We start from the raw sequence: 21,052 nt of genomic DNA, 5'->3' as shown, positions 1-21,052 counted from the left end.
ATGCCTTCCATATGATCCCGAAGCTCTATAGTCTCAGTCTCCCAAAGTCGTAGAGCGATAGGGATTTTCCATGCCCTTCCGACCCGGACGCCCGCCGCACCCGCCGCACCGGACCGCCCTGTGGCGGCTGGGCGCCTTCGCCGCCCGGCGCAGGGCCGCCGTCGCCGCACTGTCCGCACTGTTCTTCCTCGTCGCCGTCGGCTACGGCGCGGGCGCACTGAACGCGCTCTCCCTCTCCCGCCTGGAAGGGCCGCCCGGAAGCGAGTCCGCCCAGGCCAGGGAGGTGCTGGCGGAGGAGTTCGGCACCGGCGCGCCCAGCGTCACGCTGCTGGTCACCGCGGACGACGGGGACGTCGACTCGCCCGCCAGCAGCGCCGCCGGCCGGGCGCTGACCGAGGAGCTGGCCGCCTTCCCCGGGGTCGCCGAGGCCCACTCCTACTGGGACTCCGCCTCCTCGCCCGCGCTCCGCGGCGAGGACGGCTCCCAGGCGCTGGTGCTCGGCTTCATCCCGGGCGACGCGGACCGCACCCGCGGCGTCCTGGCCGAGCTGCACGCGGAGTTCGACCGCGCCGAGGACGGGCTCACCGTGCGGGTCACCGGGCGCGAGGAGGTGTTCCGGCAGATCGGCGAGGAGTCGTCCCGGGACTTCGTCCGGGCCGAGGCTCTGGTCTTCCCCGGCGTCTTCGTCCTGCTCCTGCTGCTGCTCCGCCGCCCCTGGGCCGCGGCGCTGCCGATGGCCGCCGGCCTGGCCGCCATCGCCGGGACCCTGGCGGCACTGCGCGCCGCCGCCCTGGCCGCCGAGGTGTCCACGTTCGCCCTCAACCTGGTCCTGGTGCTCGGCATCGGCCTGGGGGTCGACTACGGGCTGATCATGGTCTCCCGGTTCCGCGAGGAGCGCCGCCGCGGCCGCCCGGTGCCCGAAGCCGTCGCCGCGACCACCGCCACCGCCGGGCGGACCGTGGTGTTCAGCGGCGTCACCGTGCTCGCCTCGCTGGCGGCGCTGCTCGTCTTCCCGATGCCGTTCATGCGCTCGTTCGCCTACGGCGGCGTCGCCGTGGTGCTCTTCGGCGTCCTCGCCGCCCTGGTCCTGCTGCCCGCGCTGCTCGCCCTGGCCGGCGACCGGGTGCTGCGCCGGGAGCCGGCCGGCCGCGCAGCCGATCGCGCCGCCGACCGCGGCGGCCGGTTCTGGCACGGGCTGGCGGTCCGGGTGATGCGCCGCCCGGTGCTGCTCGGCGGGACGGCGCTGGCCGTGCTGCTGGTGCTCGGCTCGCCGTTCCTGGACGCCCGGTTCGGCCCCTCCGACGAGCGGATCCTGCCGCCCGGCTCGGCGGTCCGCGCCGCCGAGGACGAGCTGCGCGCCGGGTTCGGCACCGAGGCCCCGGACGCGCTCCAGGTGGTCGCGACCGGCGCGGAGCCCGCCCCGGAGCAGGTCGCCGCCTACGCCGCCGACCTCTCCCGGGTCCCCGGCATCGCCCAGGTCGACTCGCCGGCCGGCCGGTACGAGGGCGGCGAGCGGACCGGCCCCGGCACCCCGGAGCGGTTCACCGGGGACGGCTCCGTCCGGTTCTCCGCGGTGCCGACCGAGGAGCGGATGGACGCCGGTTCGGAGAGCCTGGTCCGCGAGGTGCGCGCGGTCGACGCGCCGTTCGGCACCGCCGTCGGCGGCACCCCCGCCGAGTTCCTCGACTACCGGGACGCGGTGGTCGACGGCCTGCCGCTCGCCCTGGCCCTGGTCTTCGCGGCCACCGTCACCGTGCTGTTCCTGCTCTCCGGGAGCGTGCTGCTGCCGCTGAAGGCGACCGCGCTCAACCTGCTCAGCCTGTCGGTGATGTTCGGCGCGCTGGTCTGGGTCTTCCAGGAGGGGAACCTGTCCGGCGCGCTGGGGTTCACCCCGACCGGGTTTCTCGACACCAGCATCCCGGTCCTGATGTTCTGCATCGTCTACGGGCTGTCCATGGACTACGAGGTGTTCATCATGGCCCGGATGAAGGAGGAGTACGACCGGACCGGCGACAACGCCGCCGCCGTCGCGGCCGGGCTGGAGCGGACCGGGCCGCTGGTCACCGCTGCCGCCGCGATCCTCGCGCTCTCCTTCGCCGCCTACGCGACCTCCGGCGTGGTCTTCCTGAAGATGCTCGGGGTGGGCACGGCCCTGGTCGTCATCGCCGACGCCACCCTGGTCCGCGGCCTGCTGGTGCCGTCCCTGATGCGGCTGGCCGGCCGGGCCAACTGGTGGGCGCCGGGCCCGCTCCGCGCCCTGCACCGCCGCTTCGGCCTGCGCGAGGAGCCGGCGGACCCCGCCCCGCCTCCCGGCCCGGTCGGCGCGGCGGAGGAGCGCCCGCGGACCGGCGCCCGGCGGTGACCGGACTCGGGGCGGCCCCTTCGACCCGATTAACGGGACCAGAGTTCCTTTAAAGCCCGGACCGTGCTACCGTCTCCACCACTAAAGGAACTCTGATCCCGTTTAGTGGGGAGTCGTCATGGACCTGGGCCTCAAGGACAAGGTCGTCATCGTCACCGGAGCGTCCTCCGGGATCGGCGCGGCGGCCGCACGGCTGCTCGCCGAGGAAGGGGCCGCCGTGGTCGGCACCGCCCGGGACGCCTCCCGGGTCACCGCGGTCGGCGACGGCGGCCTGGCCGTCGCGGCGGACCTGCTCGACGAGGACGCCGCCGAGCGGATCGCCGCGGCGGCGCTCGACCGGTACGGGCGGATCGACGGCCTGGTGAACAACGCCGGGGCGATCGCCGCGCGCCCCGGGTTCGCCGCGATCGGCGACGCCGACTGGCGGCGCACCTTCGAGCTGAACCTGTTCGCCGCCGTGCGGACGGCCCGCGCCGCGCTGCCCGCACTGCGCGCGAGCGGCGGCGCGATGGTCCACGTGGCCAGCGAGGCCGCACGGCTCCCGGACCCGGCGATCGCCGACTACGCCGCCTCGAAGGCCGCGCTGCTCTCGGTCTCCAAGTCGCTGGCGGCCGAGTTCGGCCCGGACGGCGTCCGGTCCAACGCGGTCTCGCCCGGCCCCACCCGCACCGAGCTGTTCGACGCCCCCGGCGGCTTCGCCGACCAGCTGAGCGAGCGCTTCGGCCTCCCGCCGGAGGAGGCCGTGGACCGGTTCATCCGGGAGGAGCGCGCCCTGCCCACCGGCCGCCCCGGCGCCCCGGAGGAGGTGGCCGGCGTCATCGCCTACCTGCTCTCCCCACTGGCCCGCCAGGTCACCGGCGCCGAATGGGCCATCGACGGCGGCGCCCTCCGCCAACTCTGACCCGCCGGAACACGGCCTCCGGCCGGCACTTCCCGGACGGCGGACGCACCGCCTCCGGCCGGCGGCCCCGGGAGAGCCGGACTCCGGCCTCCCCGGCCCCGGCGGACATGTCGAAGCCGCACCCCGGCGGCCCGCCGGCAACGGGCCCCGGACCGGCCGCGCATCCGCGAAGGCGCGCCCCGCCCCCGCCCCTCCGACTCCCGCCACCTCCCCTGCGAACCGAAGGAACCGCGATGACCTCCTCCGCCCCGCCCGCACCGGCCTCCTCCCCCGCCGCCGACCGGGTCTGGACCCCCGGCTGGACCACCGCGCCGCAGCCCGCATCGGCCGGGTTCACCCCGAACTGGGCCGAGGAGGGGTTCGACGGCCACACCCTCCGCCAGGTGGTGCGGACCACCGCCGGCGGCGGCGCGGTGCGGATCCGGCTCTCCAACGCCTACGGCGACCGGCCGCTGGAGGTGCGCGGCGCCTCGGTCGCGCCCGCCGCCGGCGGCGCCGCGGTGCACGGCGACCGCGCCCGCCGGGCCTCCTTCTCCGGGTCCGGCGCGGTCCTGGTCCCGGTGGGCGGGGAGGCGGTCAGCGACCCGGTTCCGCTGCCGGTCGCCCCGTTCGACCGGGTCGCGGTCACGCTGCACCTCGGCCCGGAGACCGGCCCGGCCACCTTCCACGCCCAGGGCCACACCGCCTCGCACCGGGCCGCCGGAGACCGGCTCGGCGACACCGACGGTTCGGCCTTCACCGAGGCCACGCACTCCTGGTACTACCTGACCGGCCTGGACGTGCACGGCCCGGCGCCGGAGCGCCGTGCGGTGGCCGCGATCGGCGACTCGATCACCGACGGGTTCGGGTCCGTCCCCGGCACCGACACCCGCTACCCGGACGCGCTCGCCGAACTGCTGGCCTCCCGGGGCGAGCCGCGGGCGGTGCTCAACGCCGGGATCGGCGGCAACCGGCTGCTCACCGACTCCGCCTGGTACGGCGAGCGGTCCCCCGCCCGGCTCGAACGCGACGTGCTGCGCCGCCCCGGTGTCGGGGTGCTGGTGGTGCTCCAGGGCATCACCGACATCGGCTTCCCCGACTGGGCCGGCGAGCCGACCGCGGCCCCCGCCCCGCCGGTGGACGCCGGCGCGCTGATCGCGGCGCACCGCGCGGTCGCCGACCGGGCCCGCGCGGCGGGGCTGCGCACCGTCGGTGCGACCCTGCTGCCCTACGCCGGCTCCCAGTTCTGGTCGGAGCGCGGGGAGCGGACCCGGGCCGAGGTCAACGCGTGGATCCGCGGCTCCGGCGGCCACGACGCGGTCGCCGACACCGCCGCGGCCCTGGCCGACCCGGGCGACCCGCTGCGGCTCCGCCCGTCCTTCGACTCCGGCGACCGGCTGCACCCGAACCCGGACGGCTTCCGCACCCTCGCCGCGACCGTCGCCGACGCCCTCAAGGAGGCCGAGTCCGCTCCGCCGCGCCACCCCTGAGCCCGTTGCCGGGAAAAGGACGGTGAGCACCAGAGAACGCCCTGCCCCTGCCCTTCTCCCGACAGCGATCTGAGCCGGCGGCCCCCGCCCCGCGCAGGCGGGCCGGACGCGGTGGAGGTGCGGGGGAAGGCAGAACGCGGCGGCGCGGCGGCGCGCCCACCGGGATGATGCCGTGGACGGCGCCTTGTTCCGGCGGCCCGTCCCGCCTCGGGGGACGTACGCCGCGGGCGCATCCGGGCCCCCGGCCGGGCCGGGGCGGTCTTGGTTAACCTGGCCAGCGGCGCCGACGGTGGGACGGCGCGGCGGACGATCGAGAGGCGGAGAAATGAGCGAGAGCGGGCCCGGGACGGTGCGGCCCGGTGGGCGGACCGCGCGGGTGCGGGCCGCCGTGCTGCAGGCCGCCGGCGACGTCCTCGCCGAGCAGGGCTTCGACGGGCTGGACCTGGCCGAGGTGGCGCGGCGCGCCGAGGTCGGCCGGACCACCGTCTACCGGCGCTGGGGCAATCCGAGCGCGCTCGCCGCCGACCTGCTCTCCGACATGGCCGAGCAGTCGCTGCCGCGCACCGAGACCGGCGCCCTCGACGGCGACCTGCTGGCCAACGCCCGCCTGGTGCAGCGCACCCTCGCCGACCCCCGGCAGGGCCGGCTGTTCCGCGCGCTGATCGCGGCCGCCGAGTGCGACGGGCGGACCGCCGAGGCGCTGCACCGGTTCTACCGGGCCCGCATCGCGGAGTGGGCGCCCTGCGTCGGGCAGGCCGAGGAGCGGGGCGAGGTCCCGCCCGGCACCGACCACGGCGAGGTGGTCCGCGCCGTCTCCGCCCCGCTCTACTACCGGCTCCTGGCCAGCGGCGACCCGGTCGACGAGCCCGCCGCCGACCGCGCGGCCCGCGCCGCCGCCGCGGCCGCCAGAGCGGGCGCCTTCACCCGCTGACCGCTCCGCTCCCCGCGCCGCGCGGCCCGCGCCTCCCCCGGCCGGGCCCGGCCCGGCGGGCGCCCCCGCCCGCCCCATCGGGCCGCGGCACCGCCTTCCACCGCACCGGGCCGGTGCTCTCCGCGGCCCCGCCCCGGTCTCGCGGCCCGGCGGGCCGCACCGCTCCGAGGGGACCGGGGACGGGCCGAGAGGCCGGCACCGGCGGCGGGCCGGACGGTGCCGGGCGAGAACCTCCTGGGCACCGGCCGGCGGGGTCCGGTCCCTTCCGGGGCGGCGGGACGGTCGGCGGGGCCCGCCGGTCACCGCGCCGGGGCGTGCAGGACATCCGCGAGGTCGGCGACGGCCCGGCCGTTGAGCACGCTCGGGGAGAGGGCGACCGACTGCGGCAGCACCGCGATCCGGCCGTCCCGGACCGCGGTGCCGCGGGACAGCAGCGGGCTGGCGCGCACCGCCGCGACCAGCTCCTCCTCGGGCATCGGGGAGAAACCGGTGAGCACCACCAGGGCCTCCGGGTCGGCGGCGGCGACCTGCTCCGCGCTGATCCGGGCGAGGTCCCCGCCCGCCCCACCGGCGATGTTCTCCCCTCCGGCGCGGGCGATGATCCCGTTGGCCAGGCTCGTCCCGCCCATCGTGCCGATCGGCTGCCCGGGGCCGGGCGGCGCGGACAGCGCCAGCACCCGCACCGGCCTCCCTCCGGGGACCCGGCCGGCGTCCCGCTCGATCCGCTCGACCAGCTCCGCCCCCCGCTCCGGGACGCCGAACACCTCGGCGGCGTCCTCGATGAAGGCCTCCGCCTCGCGCAGATCGGACACCGGCCCGGGCGGGGAGCAGGAGACCAGCACGCCGATCCCGGCCCCGGACAGCTCGTGCACGGTCGGTGTCCCGTCGAAGGCGCCGAACTGGAACATGTGCACCCCCATCACCAGGTCCGGCTCGGCGGCGACGACCGCCTCCCGGTTGCCCCGCCCCTCGTCGATGACGGGGATCCGGTCCAGTTCGGCCCGCTCCCGGCCGTCGAAGGCGTCGAAGAAGTCCGGGGCCGCGGTGCCGACCACCCGGTCCCCCACCCCCAGGGCGTGCAGGATCGCGGCCGACCCGCCGTCCATGGTGACCACCCGGCGCGGCGGGGCGGCCGGCTCCGGGGGCTCCGGGCACGCCTCGGTCTCGGAGGCCGCGGTGGGCCCGCCGGCCGTGCCGCACGCGGCGGCCAGGAGCAGCGCCCCCGCCGCCGCGAGGGCGCGGACGGACCGGGCCGACCGGCCGCCGGGGCGGCGGCCGGCCCCGGGCGCGCCCCGGTCAGCCACGGCCGGGCTCGTACTGGATGCCGCGCCGCACCCGGTCGGCGGCGGCCGCCCCGTCCAGGCGGGCCACCAGGTGCAGCGCCATGTCGATGCCGGCCGAGACGCCGGCGGAGGTGACGACGGAGCCCTCGTCCACGAACCGGGCGTCGTGCACCACGTCGATGCCGGGGTCCGCCTCGGCGAGGCGGCCCAGGGAGCGCCAGTGCGTGGTGGCCCGGCGCCCGGTGAGCAGGCCGGCCGCGGCCAGCACCAGGGAGCCGGTGCACACGCTCGCCGTGATCGGGGTGGCCGCGGCGCGGGCGCGCAGCCAGTCCAGGTGCTCCCGGTCTCCGGCCAGGGCGCGGGTGCCCTGGCCGCCGGGGTGGATCAGCACGTCCAGCCCGGGGGCGTCGTCCCGGGAGTGGTCGGCGGAGACGGTCAGGCCCTTGGCGCACCGGACGGCCCGCCCGTCCGGGCTGATCGCGAGGGTGCGCGGGGCGCCGGCGGCGACGTGCGCGGCCCAGAAGGAGAGCACCTCCCAGGGGCCGACCGCGTCGAGCTCCTCGACGCCGTCGAAGAACAGGATGCCGATGACCGGGCCGCGGGCCGGTCCGGCGGTTCCGGAGTGGGTCATGACGGTCTCGCTTCCTCTCGGTGGGGGGCGCGCCGCGCGCCCGGGCGGGTGCGCAGCGGCCGGGTGAGCAGCCGGGGCCGGCCGTCGACCGGGTCCGGGACCACGTCGCCCTCCAGGGCGAACACCTCCCGCAGCCGCTCGGCGGTGAGCACCTCGGCGGGGGCGCCGTGTCCGGCGATGCCGCCCCGGTGCAGGACGGCGACGCCGTCGGCGCAGTAGGCCGCGAGGTCCAGGGAGTGCAGCGCCGCGACGGCGGTGATCCCCAGCCCGCGGACCAGGTCCAGCACCTCGAACTGGTGCCGGGGGTCCAGGTGGTTGGTGGGTTCGTCGAGCACCAGCAGCCGGGGGCGCTGGGCGAGGGCGCGGGCGAGCAGCACCCGCTGCCGCTCGCCGCCGGAGAGCGCGGCGATCCGCCGCCCGGCCAGGTGCGCGCAGCCGGTCGCCTCCAGGGCCTCGGCGACGGCCTCCCGGTCGGTGCGGCCGAGCCGGCCGAGCGGCCCCAGGTGCGGCGAGCGCCCCAGGGCGACGGCCTCCTCCGCGGTGAAGTCGAAGCCGCCGTGCTGGTCCTGCCCGAGCACGCCGACCCTGCGGGCGACCTCGCGGTGCGGGAGGCGCCACAGGTCGTCCTCGCCGAGCAGGAGCCGCCCGGCGGTGGGGCGCAGCACCCGGTAGACGGTCTTGAGCAGGGTGGACTTGCCGCTGCCGTTCGGCCCGACCAGCGCGGTCAGGGTGCCCGGGGCGAGGTCCAGGTCCACCCCCTCGACCGCGGGCACCGCGGTCCATCCGGCGGTGACGCCGCGTATCCGGAGCCTCATGGGGCGTCCCCTCCGACCAGGTTCGAGCGGCGGAGCGCGGCGACGAAGAACGGCACGCCGACCGCCGCGGTGAGGATGCCGATCGGCAGCTCTGCGGGGGCCAGCGCGGTGCGCGCCGCGGTGTCCGCCCACACCAGCAGGAGCGCGCCGAGGAGCGCGGCGACCGGGACCGCGCGCCGGTGCTCGGCGCCGACCAGGAGCCGGGCCAGGTGCGGGACGACCAGGCCGACGAAGCCGATGGTCCCGGAGACGGCGACGACGGTCCCGGTGAGCAGCGCGGCGGCGGTGAACGCGGCGGCCCGCGCCCGGCCGGGGTCGAGCCCCAGGGCGGAGGCGGCCTCGTCGCCGAGCACCAGCAGATTCAGCCGGCCGGCGGCCAGCACCGCGGCGGTGAGCGCGGTGACCGCGGCGGCGCAGGTCAGCGCGAGGTCCCAGCGGGCGCCGGCGAGGCTGCCGAGCAGCCAGAACAGCACCTGCTGCTGGGCGTCGGCCGACTCGGCGCGCAGCACCAGGAAGGAGGTGGTGCCGCCGAGGAGCTGGCCGACGGCGATGCCCGCCAGGATGAGCCGGGTCCGGGAGAGCGTGCCGGCGGTCCGGGAGACCGCGTGGACGCCGATCCCGGCGGCGAGCGCCCCGGCGAACGCGGCGGCGGGCAGCGTCACCGCGCCGAGCAGCGCCGACCCGGCGGTCGTGGTGACCGCGACCGCCCCCGCGGCGGCCCCGGAGGACAGCCCGAGGACGTGCGGGTCGGCGACCGGGTTGCGGACGACCGCCTGCACCACGACCCCGGCGACGGCGAGCCCGGCGCCGACGGACACCCCCTGGACCACGCGGGGGGCGCGCAGTTCCCAGACGATGTAGTCGGCGTACCCGGCGCCCGGGCCGGCCGGGCCCGCCCCGGAGAGCCGGTCGGCGAGGATCCGCAGTACGGTGCCGGGGCCGATGCCGACCGGTCCGACGCCCACCGCGACCACGGCGGACCCGGCCAGCAGCAGGGCCAGCCCGGCGAACAGCACCGGGAGCGGCACGGCCGGCCGGCGCCCGGTCCCGCCGGGGCCGTCCGGGGGCCGGGCGGGTGCTCCGGACGCGGGGGCTCCGGGGGCGGCCGCGGTCATCCCCGCCCCCGTCCCGGGACGCCCCCGGCCGTTCCCGTCCTCGTTCTCCGCCGCCTCATCCGGGTGCCTCCGTCCGTCTCCGGCCGACTCTGCATCGGCGTCACCGGGGAACGTCGGCCCCCGAGCGCCGGGAGTTCCCGGGATCCCCGCCTTCGTCCGTCTTTTCGGGGTCCGTGTCCGGATGGGCGGGCCGGGGCGCCCCGGCCCCTCCCCGCGGCCCTCGCGGACGGCGGTCGCCTTTCGCGGCCGCGCGACTACGGACCGGAGCCGGGGGGTATCCCCATCCCGGCGCGGCCGCCCCCCGGCAGCGCGAGACGGAGGTTCGCTGATGCTGAACGTGATCGGCGCGGGGTTCCCGCGCACCGGGACGACCTCGATGAAGGCGGCGCTGGAGCTGCTCGGCCTCGGCCCCTGCCACCACATGTTCGACGTGCTGGGCACCCCGGCCCTGGCCGAGCGGTGGGCCGAGGCGCACGCCTCCCCCGGCCCGGGGACGGACTGGGAGCACCTGCTGCAGGGCTGGCGCTCCGGGGTGGACTGGCCGGTCTCCTTCTTCTGGCGGGAGCTGGCCGAGGCCTACCCGGAGGCGAGGTTCGTGCTCACCGTCAGGGACCCGCACCGCTGGTACACCAGCATGCGGGAGACCATCTTCCGGATGGCCGAGGAGCACGGCGGGGCCCCCTTCCCGGAGTCGATGGCGCACATGCGGGCGTTCGCCCCGCTGATGGACCACATGTGGCACACCCACTTCGGCGGCGCCCCCGGCCGCACCCCCGACGAGGCGACCGCCGTGGCCGCGTTCGAGCGGCACAACGCCGAGGTCCGGGCCGCCCTCCCGGCCGACCGGCTGCTGGTGTACCGGACCGGCGAGGGCTGGGACCGGCTCTGCGCCTTCCTCGGCGCCGACGTCCCCGGCGAGCCCTTCCCGCACCTCAATGACACCGCGGCCATGCAGAGCACGCAGCAGGAGTTCGCGCGCGGGGAGATCCCCGAATTCCCCGGCGCCCGGACCGCCTGACCCGGATCCGATCTCCGGCGAAACCGGGGAGAACGGCGAGAAATTCGCCGTTCTCCCTTTTTTTTCGGCACCGAACAGGAGGCGCGCCGGCGGCCCCGTTCCGCGACCGCCCCGTTCACCCGCCGCCACCAGGGGGTATCGGAGGACCGGCACACCGGAAACGAACTCACCGCAATCCGGCCCCGGAGCGAATCTTTCGACCGACGAAACAACATCTAAACGGACGAAAGATCCCCTCCGACCCCGCCGCCCCGCTTCTCTTTTCCTTCCTTCGGATACGAATTCGACCGCACCGTGGGAGTCTTTTCCGCGGCGCCCCGAGCAGAGCGCGCGGCCGCCTCTCCCCTTCCCTGCACCCGAAGGACCCCCATGCTTCCTGCCATGTCCCGCGACCAGCGCGAGGCGTTCCTCTCCGAGGTGCGCGTCGGCGTCCTCGGCGTCGACGACCCCCGCGGAGACTCCGCACCGCTGCTGGCCCCCGTCTGGTACCTGTACGAGCCCGGCGGCGAGATCACCGTGCAGACCGGCCGCGACTCGGTCAAGGCCCGGCTGATCGGCGCCGCCCGCAGGTTCAGCCTGTGCGTCCAGGACGAGACCGCCCCCTACCGCTACGTCAGCGCGGAGGGCCCGGTCACCGCCTGGACCGACCCCGCCGACCCGGACGCCCGGGAGGCCATGGCCCTGCGCTACCTCGGCCCCGACGAGGCCGCCCGCTACCTGGAGGCCACCAAGGAGCAGCTCGACGGCGACGTCACGGTCCGGATGCGCCCGCAGCGCTGGCGGGCCGCCGACTTCGCCTCCTTCGCCGCGGAATTCGGCTGACCCGGGCCGGCACCGCGCAGAACCGCTCACGAGTGAATTGGGACCCCACGTGACGACGACCCCCTCCGCGGCGGCCGCCGCGCGCACCGCGGACCTGGCCGGGCCCGCCGCCGACTACCCCCGCGACGCCCTGCTGCACGACCTGTTCGACGTCCGCGCGCTGCTGCACCCCCGGGCCCCGGCGGTGCGGCACGGCGGGCGCGAACTGAGCTACGGCGAACTGGCCGACCGCTCCCGCGCGCTGGCCGCGCGGCTGCGCGGCGCGGGCGTGCGCACCGGCGACGCCGTCGGGGTGTGCGGCCGCCGCTCCCCGGAGGCCCTCGTCGCCTTCCTCGGCGTGCTCCGCTCCGGCGCCGCCTACGTGCCGCTCGACGACGACCACCCGCCGGCCCGGCTGAACGCGATGGCCGAGGACGCCGGGGTGCGCACCGCCGTGGTGCTGCCCGGCGGCTCCTGCCGGGTGCGCCGGCTGCGCGCCCGGCTCGATCTGGACGGCGCCGCCCCGGACGGCGCCGGGGCCGCCGCGCCGGCCGGCCCGCCCCCGGCGGCCACCGACGCCGCCTATGTCATGTTCACCTCCGGCTCCACCGGCCGGCCCAAACCGGTGGCGGTCCCGCACCGCGGCGTGGTCCGGCTGGCCGCCGCCGACCCCGACCTGCCCCGCCCCGGCCTCGGCGACCGGGTGCTGCACGGCTACGGCCTCTCCTCCGACGCCTCCACCATCGAGATCTGGTCCGCCCTGCTCGGCGGGGCCTGCCTGGTCGTCGCCGACCGCGAGGTGCTGGTGTCGCCGCCGGCCCTGGGCCGGCTGATCGCGGCCGAGAACGTCGCCGTCGCCTACCTCACCACCAGCGTCTTCCACCACACCGCCCGCGCCCTGCCTTCGGCGCTGCGCCCGCTGCGCTGGGCCTCCGCCGGCGGTGAGGCGATGGACCCGGCGCTGGCCCGCGCGGTGCTCCGGGCCTGCCCCGGCACCCGGGTCGCCAACCTGTACGGGCCCACCGAGAACACCGTGGTCTCCACCGCGCACCTGGTGGAGGAGGTGCCCGACGGCGCGCGCAGCGTGCCGATCGGCCGCCCGCTGGCCGGCTCCTCCTGCCGGGTGGTCCGCCCGGACGGCTCGGTGGCCGACGCGGGCGAGGAGGGCGAGCTGCTGGTCGGCGGGGACGGCCTGGCCGTCGGCTACCTGGGCGACCCGGCGGGCACCGCGGAGCGGTTCGTCCGCGGCCCCGGCGGCGAGCGCTGGTACCGCACCGGCGACCGGGCGGTGCTCCGCGCCGACGGCGCCCTGGAGTACCTGGGCCGGGTCGACCGCCAGCTCAAGGTGCGCGGCCAGCGCATCGAACCGGACGAGGTGGAGGCCCGGCTGCGCGAGCACCCGGCCGTCGGCGAGGCCGTCGTGGAGGCCGCGCCCGGCACCGGCGGGCTCACCGCCTACCTGACCGCCGCCCCCGGCGCCGGCCCGCTCGACCCGGCCGAGCTGCGCGCCTTCTGCGCCGAGTGGCTGCCCGGCCCGGCGGTGCCGCGCGCCTTCACCGAGCTGCCCGAGTTCCCGGTGTCCGCGGCCGGCAAGGTGGACCGGGGCCGGCTCGCCGCCGCGCCGTCCCGGCCGGAGGCCGGGACGCAGGGCGCGGACCGGGAGGGCGCGCCCGGTGTCCGCGGCGTGCAGGACGCCGTCGCCTCGGTGTGGGAGGGCGTGCTGGGCTCCCGCCCCGGCCCCGACGACGACTTCTTCCGCTCCGGCGGCGACTCGCTGCTCGCCTCGGAGGTGGTGATCCGGGTCCGCGCGATGTTCGGCATCGACGCCGGGCACGGCAGCCGGCTGATCCGCGCGCTGCTGGACCGGCCCACCCCGGCCGGGCTGGCCGCCGCCGTCGAGGGCGTCCGGGGGGCGCCCGCCGGCGGCGCCGAGCCCGGACCGGTGGACTTCGCCGCCGAGGCGGAGCTCGGCTTCACCCTGCCGCCCGCCGCCGGCCCGCCGCCGCGCCCGCACGCCCCCGAGGACGTGCTGCTCACCGGCGCCACCGGGTTCGTCGGCGCGTTCCTGCTGCACCGGCTGCTCACCCGCACCGGCGCCCGGGTGCACTGCCCGGTGCGGGCCCGCGACGCCGGGCACGCCCGCCGCCGGGTCCTGGCCAACCTGGACCGGTACGGGCTGGACGCCGGCGGGGCCGAGCAGCGCGCCGTCTGCTTCCCCGGCGACCTGGCCGCCCCCGGGCTGGGCCTGGAGGCCGGGCACGCCGCGTCCCTGTCCGACCGGCTCGACCTGGTGCTGCACTCCGGGGCGCAGGTCAACTTCATCTACCCCTACACCGCGCTGCGCGCCGCCAACGTGGACGGCACCCGGGAGGTGGTCCGGATCGCCGCGCCGCGCCGGGTCCCGGTGCACTTCCTGTCCACCGTCGCGGTGCTCTCCGGGTTCGGCGCCGCCGGGGTGCGCACCGTCGCCGAGGACCTCCCGCTGGCCCACGCCGACCGGCTGACCATGGGCTACGGGGAGAGCAAGTGGGTCGCCGAGGAGGTGCTGCGCGGCGCCGCCGCCCAGGGGCTGCCGGTCGCGGTGCACCGCCCCTACGAGATCACCGGCGCCCCGGACACCGGGGTGTGCAACACCGAGACCGCGATCTGCTCGCTGTTCAAGATGGTCGCGGAGACCGGGCTGGCCCCCGACATCGAGCTGCCGATGGACTTCGTCCCGGTGGACCACCTGGCCGACGCGGTGCTGCACATCGCCGCGTCCGGCACCCCCGGCCTGCGCACCTACCACCTGACCAACCCGCGCCCGGCGGGGCTGGGGGACGTGGTGGCGCGGATGCGGGCCGCCGGGTGCGCGATCCGGACGATCCCCTACGACCGGTGGGTGGCCGCGCTGGTCGAGCACGTCGCGGCCGACCCGACCAGCCCCACCGCGCCGTTCGTCTCGCTCTGCGTGGACCGGGGCCGCGGCTCCGACCGGTCGGTCAAGGAGATGTACCTGCGCGGCGTCTTCCCCGAGCTGCTCCGCGGCAACACCGACGCGGCGCTGGCCGGCAGCGGGCTGCACTGCCCGCCGGTGGACGACGCGCTGATCGACCGCTACCTGGAGTTCTTCTTCGCCTCCGGCTACATCCGGCGGCCCGGCGCACCGGTGGAGGCCCGATGAGCACCCGGACCCCCGCGGCACCGGCCGCGTCCGGGCCCGCGCTCGGCGACCCGTTCGGCGACGCCTACCGGGCGGTGCTCGCCGCGGACGGCCGGCCCGGTGCCGCGCACCTGGTCTACGAGCTCTCCGACGGCTACGTCTACGCCGAGGACGCGGCGTTCTACCTGTCCGGCCCCGAGGCCTGGTGGCCGGTGGACCGGGAGGCCTACCTGCGCTGCTCCGGCCGGGTGCTGGACGTCGGCTGCGGCGCCGGGCGGCAGGCGGTGCACCTGGCGGCGCGCGGCTGCGAGGTGGTCGGCGTGGACCCCTCGCCCGGCGCGGTCGAGGCCGCGCGCGCCCGCGGCGTCCGGGCCCGCCCCGGCGCCCTGCCGGACCTGCTGCTGGACGAGCCTCCGTTCGACTCCTTCCTGCTCTCCGGGGCCAACCTGGGCCTGCTCGGCGGTGCGGCGGGGACCCGGGCGGCGCTGCGCCGGCTCGCCGGGCTGGCCCGCCCCGGCGCCCGGATCCTCGGCACCACGATGATCACGCCCGGCGGCACCACCCGGATGCGGGTCCGGTTCGGCGCCGCCGCCTCCGAATGGTCCGACTTCCACTTCCTGCCGCCGGACGGCATCGCCGAGGCGGCCGCGGAGACCGGCTGGCGCCTGGCCGACGTGGTGCACGACCCCGGCACGCCGTGGCCGACCTACCTCGCCGAGCTGCACCTGGAGGGGGAGGCATGACCGCGCTCGACGGCGCCCCCGGCGCACCGCCCGTCCCCCCGCCCGAGCCGGGCTCCGCGGGGTCGCCGTGCGGGTACGCCGCGCTGCGCGCCGCGGGCGGGCCGACCCGCGCCGTGCTGCCGCAGGGCGAGACGGTCTGGCTGGTAACCCGGTACGAGCAGGTGCAGGCCGCGCTGGCCGACCCGCGGCTGGTCCGCCCGGTGATCTCCACCTGGCCGCCGGGGCGGGGCGAGGGCGCCGACCGCCGGGTGCTCACCCTGCTGGAGCTGAACGGCCCCGCCCACCGGCGGGTGCGCGGCGCGGTCTCCCCCGCGTTCGCCCCGCGCCGCCTGGAGCGGTTCGCCCCGCGGGTGCGCGCCCTGGCCGAGGAGGCCGCCGACCGGATGGCCGCCCGCGGCGGCTCCGCCGACCTGGTCGCCGACTTCACCGGCCCGTTCCCGGTCGCGGTGCTCTGCGCGCTGCTGGGCATCGCCCCGGGCGCGGAGGAGGGGTTCCGGCCCCTGGTGGAGACGGTGCTGCGGGCCACCCTGGTGCCGCTGGAGCAGATCCTCGGCGCCCTGTCCGAGCTGCAGGACTTCGCCGCCGCCCTGGTGGACCGGCAGCTCCGCGAGCCCGGCGGCGACGTCCTCGGCGAGCTGGCCGCCGGCTCCGCGGCCGAGGGCGGGCTGGACCGGGACGAGCTGGTCACCTTCACCGTCAGCATGCTGATGGCCGGGTACAAGACCAACGTCCAGCACTTCGCCGCGGCCCTGTTCTCCCTGCTGGGCGGGGACGGCGGGCCGGCCCGGCCGCTGTCCGCCGACCCGCCCGAGGCCCTGGTGGAGGAGCTGCTCCGGTACGTCCCGCTGATGAACGCGATCGTGCTGCTGGTCGCCGAGGACGACCTGGAGCTCGGCGGGGCGGAGATCCGGCGCGGCGACGCGGTGATGCCGGTACTGGCCTCCGCCAACCGGGACGGCGCGGTCTTCGACTCCCCCGACGAGCTGCACCCGGGCCGCGCCCCCAACCCGCACCTGGTGTTCGGCCGCGGCCCGCACTACTGCCTCGGCGCGCACCTGACCCGGATGCAGCTCCGCATCGGCCTGGGCGTGCTCGCCGACCGCTTCCCCGGGCTGCGCCTGGCGGTCCGCCCCGACGAAGTGGAGTGGGACGACACCTCCCCGCTCCGCGCACCGCTGCGGCTCCCCGTCCGCTGGTGACCGCCCGATCCGCCGAAGCGTGAGGAGAGCGCATTGAGCACGCCAGGCCCGCCGGAGGGGACGCCCGGCGGCGCGCTCCACCGGGCCCGGCCGCCGGGGCCCCGGTCCGCCGCCGCGGCGGGGCCGGCCGCGGCCGCCCGTGCCCTCCAGCGGGGGCAGGGGACGGGCCGGCCGGCGGCCCCGGGCCCCGCGCACCGCGGGGCCCGGGCGGTCGGCGCCGCCGCCGTCGCCGTCGCCTCCCCGGCCCCGCGGGGGCGCGGCCGCGCCGGCGCGCATCGGCCCGTCCCCGCCCTCCGGGCCGCCGGCCCCGCGCACAGCCCGTCCAGAACCGAGAAAGAAGGTGGGAGCCCCGTGACCGCCCCCGAGCAGACCCTGCCCCGGTACCCGTTCAGCACCGACGGGGACCGGCTCTCCCCCCGCCTGGACGAGATGCGCGCCCGCTGCCCGGTGGCCCGGGTGGCCACCAACGGCGGCGACGAGGCCTGGCTGGTCACCGGGCACCGGGAGGCCCGGACGGTGCTGCGCGACCCCCGGTTCGCCCGGTCCCAGGTGGCCGCGGAGCACAGCCCGGTCCAGGACTCGCCGATCTTCGCCCCCGAGCTCCTCGACGCCCTGGAGTACCTGCGCCGGGCCGGTCTGTACGAGGAGGTCCGCCGGGCGCTCGGCCCGGACCTGCCGGACCTGCCGGAGGAGTGGCTGGCCGGCGAGGCCCGCGCGGCCCTGGCCGAGCTGCCCGGCCCCGGCGGCGGGCGGGCCGACCTGCAGCCGGCCTTCGCCGCGCGGCTGGCCGGCCGGGCCATGTGCAGGCTGCTCGGGCTGCCCGCGGCGGACCTGCCCCGGCTGGCCGCCTGGGCCGACACCGACCTCACCATGGGGCTGCCGACCGAGGCCGTGCACGCCAACTGGCGCGGGCTCCGCGACCACCTGATGGCGCGGATGGCGCCGTTCGCCGACGGGGAGCGCCCGCCCGGGGCCGGGCTGCTGCCCCGGCTGGCGGCCGCCAACGCGGCCGGCCCCGCCGACCCGGAGGGGGCGACCGGCCCGAACGGCGCGGCCGGCGCCACCGCCCGGGCGCTCACCCGCGAGCAGCTGGCCAACGTGCTCGGGGTGGTGTTCGTCGCCGGCTACGAGGACCTGGCGAGCTTCCTCGGGGTCGCCGCGTTCCACCTGCTGGGCCGCCCGGACGCCCTGGACGAGCTGCGCACCTGCCCGGAGTCGGCGCACGGCCACGTGGAGGAGGCGCTCCGGTTCAGCGTGGTGCTGGGCAACGCACTGGCCCGGATCGCCACCGAGGAGACCGAGCTGGCCGGGGTGCGGCTGAGCCCCGGGGAGATGGTGCTGGTCTCCACCGACGCCGCCAACCACGACCCGTCGGCCTTCCCCGAGCCGCACCGCTACATCCCGGAGCGCCGCCCCAACCCGCACCTGCGGTTCGGGCACGGCCCGCACTACTGCCCCGGGGCGCACCTGACCCGGGTGGTCTCCCGGGTCGCCTTCACCGAGCTGGCGCGGGTCCCCGGACTGCGGCTCGCGGTCCCGCCCGAGCAGGTCGGGTGGGTCCCGGACCGGATGGCGATCATGCCCGCCGCCCTGCCGGTGCACCGCCGGGCCTGACCTCTCCCCCGTCCCCTTTCGAGAAAGGCAGCGACCATGAACCGACCCGCCGTCATCCTGCTCAGCGGCGGCCTGGACTCCGCGACCGTGCTCGCCATGGCCGCGGAGCAGGGCTTCGCCCCCTACGCGCTGAGCTTCCGCTACGGCCAGCGGCACGCCGCGGAGCTGCGGGCCGCCCGCCGCACCGCCGAGCTCGCCGGCGTCGCCCGGCACGTGGTCGCCGACATCGACCTGCGCGTCTTCGGCGGCTCCGCGCTCACCGACGACATCGAGGTGCCCAAGGACTCCACCGACGAGGAGATCGCCTCCGGCATCCCGGTGACCTACGTGCCCGCCCGCAACACGATCTTCCTCTCCTTCGCGCTGGCCTACGCCGAGACCATCGGCGCGACCGACGTGTTCACCGGCGTCAACGCGGTCGACTACAGCGGCTACCCGGACTGCCGGCCGGAGTACCTGGCCGCCTACGAGGCGATGGCCAACCTCGCCACCAAGGCCGGTGTGGAGGGCGACCGGCGGCTGCGGCTGCACGCCCCGCTGATCGACCTCTCCAAGGGCGAGATCATCCGGGAGGGGCTGCGGCTGGGCGTCGACTACGCCGCCACGTCGAGCTGCTACGACCCGGACGAGGACGGCCGCGCCTGCGCCCGCTGCGACACCTGCCGGCTCCGCCTCAAGGGCTTCGCCGAGGCCGGCGTCCCCGACCCCGCGCCCTACCGGAGCACCCCGCGATGACCTACTTCATCAAAGAGATCTTCTACACCCTGCAGGGCGAGGGGGCGCACGCCGGCCGCCCCGCGGTGTTCTGCCGGTTCTCCCGGTGCAACCTGTGGACCGGGCTGGAGCGCGACCGGCACCGCGCGGTCTGCAAGTTCTGCGACACCGACTTCGTCGGCACCGACGGGGTGAACGGCGGCCGGTTCCGCACCGCCGGCGAGCTGGCCGACGCGGTCGAGAAGCAGTGGCTGCCGACCACCGCGGCGCACCGGTTCGTGGTGTGCACCGGCGGCGAGCCGCTGATCCAGCTGGACGCCGCCGCGGTGGACGCGCTGCACGACCGCGGCTTCGAGATCGCCGTGGAGAGCAACGGCACCCGGGTGCCGCCGCCCGGGCTGGACTGGCTCTGCATCAGCCCGAAGATCGGCTCGGAGCTGGTGGTGGAGCGCGGCGACGAGCTCAAGCTGGTCTACCCGCAGGAGGGCGGCGACCCGGCGCTCTTCGAGCACCTCGACTTCGGCTCGTTCCGGCTGCAGCCGATGGACGGCCCGGAGGTGGAGGAGAACACCCGCGCCGCCGTCGCCTACTGCCTGGACCACCCGCGCTGGAACCTGTCCCTGCAGACCCACAAGCAACTGGGGATCGCCTGATGAGCACCGCACCGGCCACGCCGGCCGCCCTGGACGCGCCGCTCCGGCACGGGGTGACCGTCCGGCACAACTTCGAGACCGCGCACCGCCTGCCGCACCTGGCGGGAAAGTGCGAGAACCTGCACGGCCACTCCTGGTGGGCCGAGGTGTCGGTGGCCGCACCGGAGCTGAGCGCCGGCACCGTGGTGGAGTTCGGCGCGTTCAAGTCCGGGCTGCGCGCCTGGATCGACGCCAACCTGGACCACGGCGCGATGCTCGGCGCCGACGACCCGCTGGCCAAGGCCCTGCCCGACCTGGGCAGCAGGGTCTACCGGTTCGGCGCCGCCGACCCGGCGCCCGCGGAGCGGTACGCCGCCGGCCTGCCCTACCCGACGGTGGAGGCGGTCGCCGAGCTCCTCGGCCGGGTCGCCGCCGACCTGCTCGGCTCCCTGGACACCGCCCCGGGCGCCCGGCTGCGCTCGGTGCACGTCCAGGAGACGCACGTCAACCGCGCCGAGTGGACCGGATGACCCGCCGCCCCGGCCGCCGCCGCGCAGCCCTCCGCCCGACCGCGGCCCGCCCGGCGGCCGCCCCGCACGCACGAGGAGCACACCCGTGACGACCGTGTCCACCCCGCCCGCCCGCGACACCGCGCGCACCGCCCCGAACGGCCCCCGCCCGGCCCGCGAAGCATCCCCGGACGGCGCCGCCGAGGACGCCCCCGCCCGGGAAGAGGCCGAGGCGGCGGGCGGAGCCCCCGCCCCGGACGACGCCCGACCGGCGGACGCACCGCAGGACGGCACGCTGCAGGACAGTGCACCGCAGAACGGCACGCCTCAGAACGGCACACTGCAAGACGGCGCACCTCACGACGGCACGCTGCAGGGCGACGCACCACAGAACGGCACGCCTCAGCACGGCATGTCTCAGGACGGCGTACTGCGGGACGGCGCGCCGCCGCGGGCCGCCGTCGAGCACGCCCGCGCCATGCTGGCCGAGCTCGGCCTGGCCTGCGACACCGAGTCCACCCGGCGGACCCCGGAGCGGTTCGTCGCCGCCCTCGCCGACATGACCCGCGGCCTGCGCCTGGACCCCGACCGCCACCTCGGCGTCCGGTTCCCGCCCGAGTCGGCGTCCCAGGGCGTGATCGCCGCCGTCGACGTCCCGTTCGTCGCGCTCTGCGAGCACCACCTGCTGCCGTTCCCGGGCCGGGCCACCGTCGCCTACCTGCCGGCGCCCGGCGCGCCCATCGTCGGCCTGTCCAAACTCGCCCGCCTGCTCCGCGAGTACGCGGCCCGCCCCCAGGTCCAGGAGCGGCTGGGCGAGCAGACCGTCGCCGCTTTGGACCGCATCCTCTCCCCGGCCGGCGCCGCCTGCCTGATCCGCTCCGAGCACGCCTGCATGACCCTCCGCGGCGCCGAGGCGCACGGCGCCGCCATGGTCACCACCCACCTCACCGGCGTCTTCGACACCGACCCGGTGCTCCGCGCCGAGATCCACCGCTTGGCCCCGTCCGCCCTCCGCTGACCGGCCCAGCCCCCGGGCGGGGAGACGCACCGACCGAACGGGTGCCGCCCCGGAACCGCCCCCAGCCGGGAGCGGTGCCGAGGAGCGGCGGCCCGACCGGCCTCCCGGGCACCCCGGCTCCGGACATCGGCCAGGCCGGCCCCGGCGGACACGGC

Annotated in this window: 18 protein-coding genes; 14 read left to right on the top strand and 4 right to left on the bottom strand. The window is 77.6% G+C overall.

What is annotated here, in order from left to right; genetic code table 11:
* Positions 1–70 precede the first annotated feature (70 nt).
* The 4 genes from D459_RS0118350 (at position 71) to D459_RS0118335 (ending at position 5,663) form a co-directional block, all read left to right on the top strand.
* Entirely contained in the window at positions 71–2,362 is a 2,292-nt protein-coding gene (locus D459_RS0118350; RefSeq protein ID WP_017594467.1) for an MMPL family transporter, read from the top strand.
* 118 nt (positions 2,363–2,480) lie between these two features.
* Positions 2,481–3,263, top strand: a complete 783-nt coding sequence (locus D459_RS0118345) for an SDR family NAD(P)-dependent oxidoreductase (protein ID WP_017594466.1) — start codon at positions 2,481–2,483, stop codon at positions 3,261–3,263.
* A gap of 233 nt (positions 3,264–3,496) precedes the next feature.
* Positions 3,497–4,732: a GDSL-type esterase/lipase family protein gene (locus D459_RS0118340; protein ID WP_017594465.1), complete on the top strand. Its 1,236-nt coding sequence runs from the start codon at positions 3,497–3,499 to the stop codon at positions 4,730–4,732.
* A gap of 325 nt (positions 4,733–5,057) precedes the next feature.
* Positions 5,058–5,663, top strand: a complete 606-nt coding sequence (locus tag D459_RS0118335; RefSeq protein WP_017594464.1) for a TetR/AcrR family transcriptional regulator — start codon at positions 5,058–5,060, stop codon at positions 5,661–5,663.
* Between the two features lie 299 nt (positions 5,664–5,962).
* Here the strand turns inward: D459_RS0118335 and D459_RS0118330 are convergent, their stop codons facing one another.
* From D459_RS0118330 to D459_RS0118315, 4 genes are read right to left on the bottom strand one after another with little or no spacing between them, the layout of a single operon-like run.
* Positions 5,963–6,967 (bottom strand): ABC transporter substrate-binding protein, encoded by a 1,005-nt coding sequence (locus D459_RS0118330; protein ID WP_017594463.1) that lies wholly within the window; start codon positions 6,965–6,967, stop codon positions 5,963–5,965.
* Positions 6,960–7,577: a DJ-1/PfpI family protein gene (locus D459_RS0118325; RefSeq protein ID WP_017594462.1), complete on the bottom strand. Its 618-nt coding sequence runs from the start codon at positions 7,575–7,577 to the stop codon at positions 6,960–6,962. The genes D459_RS0118330 and D459_RS0118325 overlap by 8 nt, the downstream gene beginning before the upstream one ends.
* Entirely contained in the window at positions 7,574–8,392 is an 819-nt protein-coding gene (locus D459_RS0118320) for an ABC transporter ATP-binding protein (protein ID WP_017594461.1), read from the bottom strand. Before D459_RS0118320 ends, D459_RS0118325 begins: the two co-directional genes overlap by 4 nt.
* Entirely contained in the window at positions 8,389–9,507 is a 1,119-nt protein-coding gene (locus tag D459_RS0118315) for a FecCD family ABC transporter permease (RefSeq protein WP_017594460.1), read from the bottom strand. The genes D459_RS0118320 and D459_RS0118315 overlap by 4 nt, the downstream gene beginning before the upstream one ends.
* 328 nt (positions 9,508–9,835) lie before the next feature.
* On the opposite strand from D459_RS0118315, the gene D459_RS0118310 reads away from it, so the two are divergent.
* The 10 genes from D459_RS0118310 (at position 9,836) to folE (ending at position 20,897) form a co-directional block, all read left to right on the top strand.
* Complete coding sequence (locus D459_RS0118310; protein ID WP_017594459.1) at positions 9,836–10,525, top strand: sulfotransferase family protein; 690 nt, start codon at positions 9,836–9,838, stop codon at positions 10,523–10,525.
* 381 nt (positions 10,526–10,906) lie between these two features.
* The gene (locus D459_RS0118305) at positions 10,907–11,347 is read left to right on the top strand and encodes a pyridoxamine 5'-phosphate oxidase family protein (RefSeq protein ID WP_017594458.1); all 441 of its coding nucleotides are present in this window, start codon (positions 10,907–10,909) and stop codon (positions 11,345–11,347) included.
* 49 nt (positions 11,348–11,396) lie between these two features.
* Positions 11,397–14,489, top strand: coding sequence for an amino acid adenylation domain-containing protein (locus D459_RS0118300; RefSeq protein WP_017594457.1), 3,093 nt, complete (start codon positions 11,397–11,399; stop codon positions 14,487–14,489).
* Positions 14,486–15,211: a class I SAM-dependent methyltransferase gene (locus D459_RS36395; protein ID WP_017594456.1), complete on the top strand. Its 726-nt coding sequence runs from the start codon at positions 14,486–14,488 to the stop codon at positions 15,209–15,211. Before D459_RS0118300 ends, D459_RS36395 begins: the two co-directional genes overlap by 4 nt.
* Positions 15,208–16,410 (top strand): cytochrome P450, encoded by a 1,203-nt coding sequence (locus D459_RS37375; RefSeq protein ID WP_017594455.1) that lies wholly within the window; start codon positions 15,208–15,210, stop codon positions 16,408–16,410. Before D459_RS36395 ends, D459_RS37375 begins: the two co-directional genes overlap by 4 nt.
* A gap of 351 nt (positions 16,411–16,761) precedes the next feature.
* A complete protein-coding gene (locus D459_RS0118285; RefSeq protein ID WP_017594454.1) occupies positions 16,762–18,024 on the top strand; it encodes a cytochrome P450 in 1,263 nt (420 codons plus the stop codon).
* Between the two features lie 36 nt (positions 18,025–18,060).
* Entirely contained in the window at positions 18,061–18,759 is a 699-nt protein-coding gene (gene queC, locus D459_RS0118280; RefSeq protein WP_017594453.1) for a 7-cyano-7-deazaguanine synthase QueC, read from the top strand.
* Positions 18,756–19,391, top strand: a complete 636-nt coding sequence (queE, locus tag D459_RS0118275; protein WP_017594452.1) for a 7-carboxy-7-deazaguanine synthase — start codon at positions 18,756–18,758, stop codon at positions 19,389–19,391. The genes queC and queE overlap by 4 nt, the downstream gene beginning before the upstream one ends.
* Positions 19,391–19,900, top strand: a complete 510-nt coding sequence (locus tag D459_RS0118270) for a 6-pyruvoyl trahydropterin synthase family protein (protein WP_017594451.1) — start codon at positions 19,391–19,393, stop codon at positions 19,898–19,900. The genes queE and D459_RS0118270 overlap by 1 nt, the downstream gene beginning before the upstream one ends.
* A gap of 85 nt (positions 19,901–19,985) precedes the next feature.
* Positions 19,986–20,897 carry a GTP cyclohydrolase I gene (gene folE, locus D459_RS0118265; RefSeq protein ID WP_017594450.1) on the top strand — a complete coding sequence of 304 codons (912 nt, stop codon included), beginning with the start codon at positions 19,986–19,988 and terminating at the stop codon, positions 20,895–20,897.
* Positions 20,898–21,052: the final 155 nt, after the last annotated feature.

Source organism: Nocardiopsis potens DSM 45234, assembly GCF_000341105.1.
GTDB lineage: Bacteria > Actinomycetota > Actinomycetes > Streptosporangiales > Streptosporangiaceae > Nocardiopsis_A > Nocardiopsis_A potens.
This window is presented reverse-complemented; position numbering and strand designations above follow the sequence as displayed.

What these genes read in the sequence shown, in the direction of transcription:
- D459_RS0118350 (WP_017594467.1), top strand. Translation starts at nt 71, where the DNA reads ATGCCCTTCCGACCCGGACGCCCGCCGCACCCGCCGCACCGGACCGCC.
- D459_RS0118345 (WP_017594466.1), top strand. Translation starts at nt 2,481, where the DNA reads ATGGACCTGGGCCTCAAGGACAAGGTCGTCATCGTCACCGGAGCGTCC.
- D459_RS0118340 (WP_017594465.1), top strand. Translation starts at nt 3,497, where the DNA reads ATGACCTCCTCCGCCCCGCCCGCACCGGCCTCCTCCCCCGCCGCCGAC.
- D459_RS0118335 (WP_017594464.1), top strand. Translation starts at nt 5,058, where the DNA reads ATGAGCGAGAGCGGGCCCGGGACGGTGCGGCCCGGTGGGCGGACCGCG.
- D459_RS0118325 (WP_017594462.1), bottom strand. Translation starts at nt 7,577, where the DNA reads ATGACCCACTCCGGAACCGCCGGACCGGCCCGCGGCCCGGTCATCGGC.
- D459_RS0118320 (WP_017594461.1), bottom strand. Translation starts at nt 8,392, where the DNA reads ATGAGGCTCCGGATACGCGGCGTCACCGCCGGATGGACCGCGGTGCCC.
- D459_RS0118315 (WP_017594460.1), bottom strand. Translation starts at nt 9,507, where the DNA reads ATGACCGCGGCCGCCCCCGGAGCCCCCGCGTCCGGAGCACCCGCCCGG.
- D459_RS0118310 (WP_017594459.1), top strand. Translation starts at nt 9,836, where the DNA reads ATGCTGAACGTGATCGGCGCGGGGTTCCCGCGCACCGGGACGACCTCG.
- D459_RS0118305 (WP_017594458.1), top strand. Translation starts at nt 10,907, where the DNA reads ATGTCCCGCGACCAGCGCGAGGCGTTCCTCTCCGAGGTGCGCGTCGGC.
- D459_RS36395 (WP_017594456.1), top strand. Translation starts at nt 14,486, where the DNA reads ATGAGCACCCGGACCCCCGCGGCACCGGCCGCGTCCGGGCCCGCGCTC.
- D459_RS37375 (WP_017594455.1), top strand. Translation starts at nt 15,208, where the DNA reads ATGACCGCGCTCGACGGCGCCCCCGGCGCACCGCCCGTCCCCCCGCCC.
- queC (WP_017594453.1), top strand. Translation starts at nt 18,061, where the DNA reads ATGAACCGACCCGCCGTCATCCTGCTCAGCGGCGGCCTGGACTCCGCG.
- queE (WP_017594452.1), top strand. Translation starts at nt 18,756, where the DNA reads ATGACCTACTTCATCAAAGAGATCTTCTACACCCTGCAGGGCGAGGGG.
- D459_RS0118270 (WP_017594451.1), top strand. Translation starts at nt 19,391, where the DNA reads ATGAGCACCGCACCGGCCACGCCGGCCGCCCTGGACGCGCCGCTCCGG.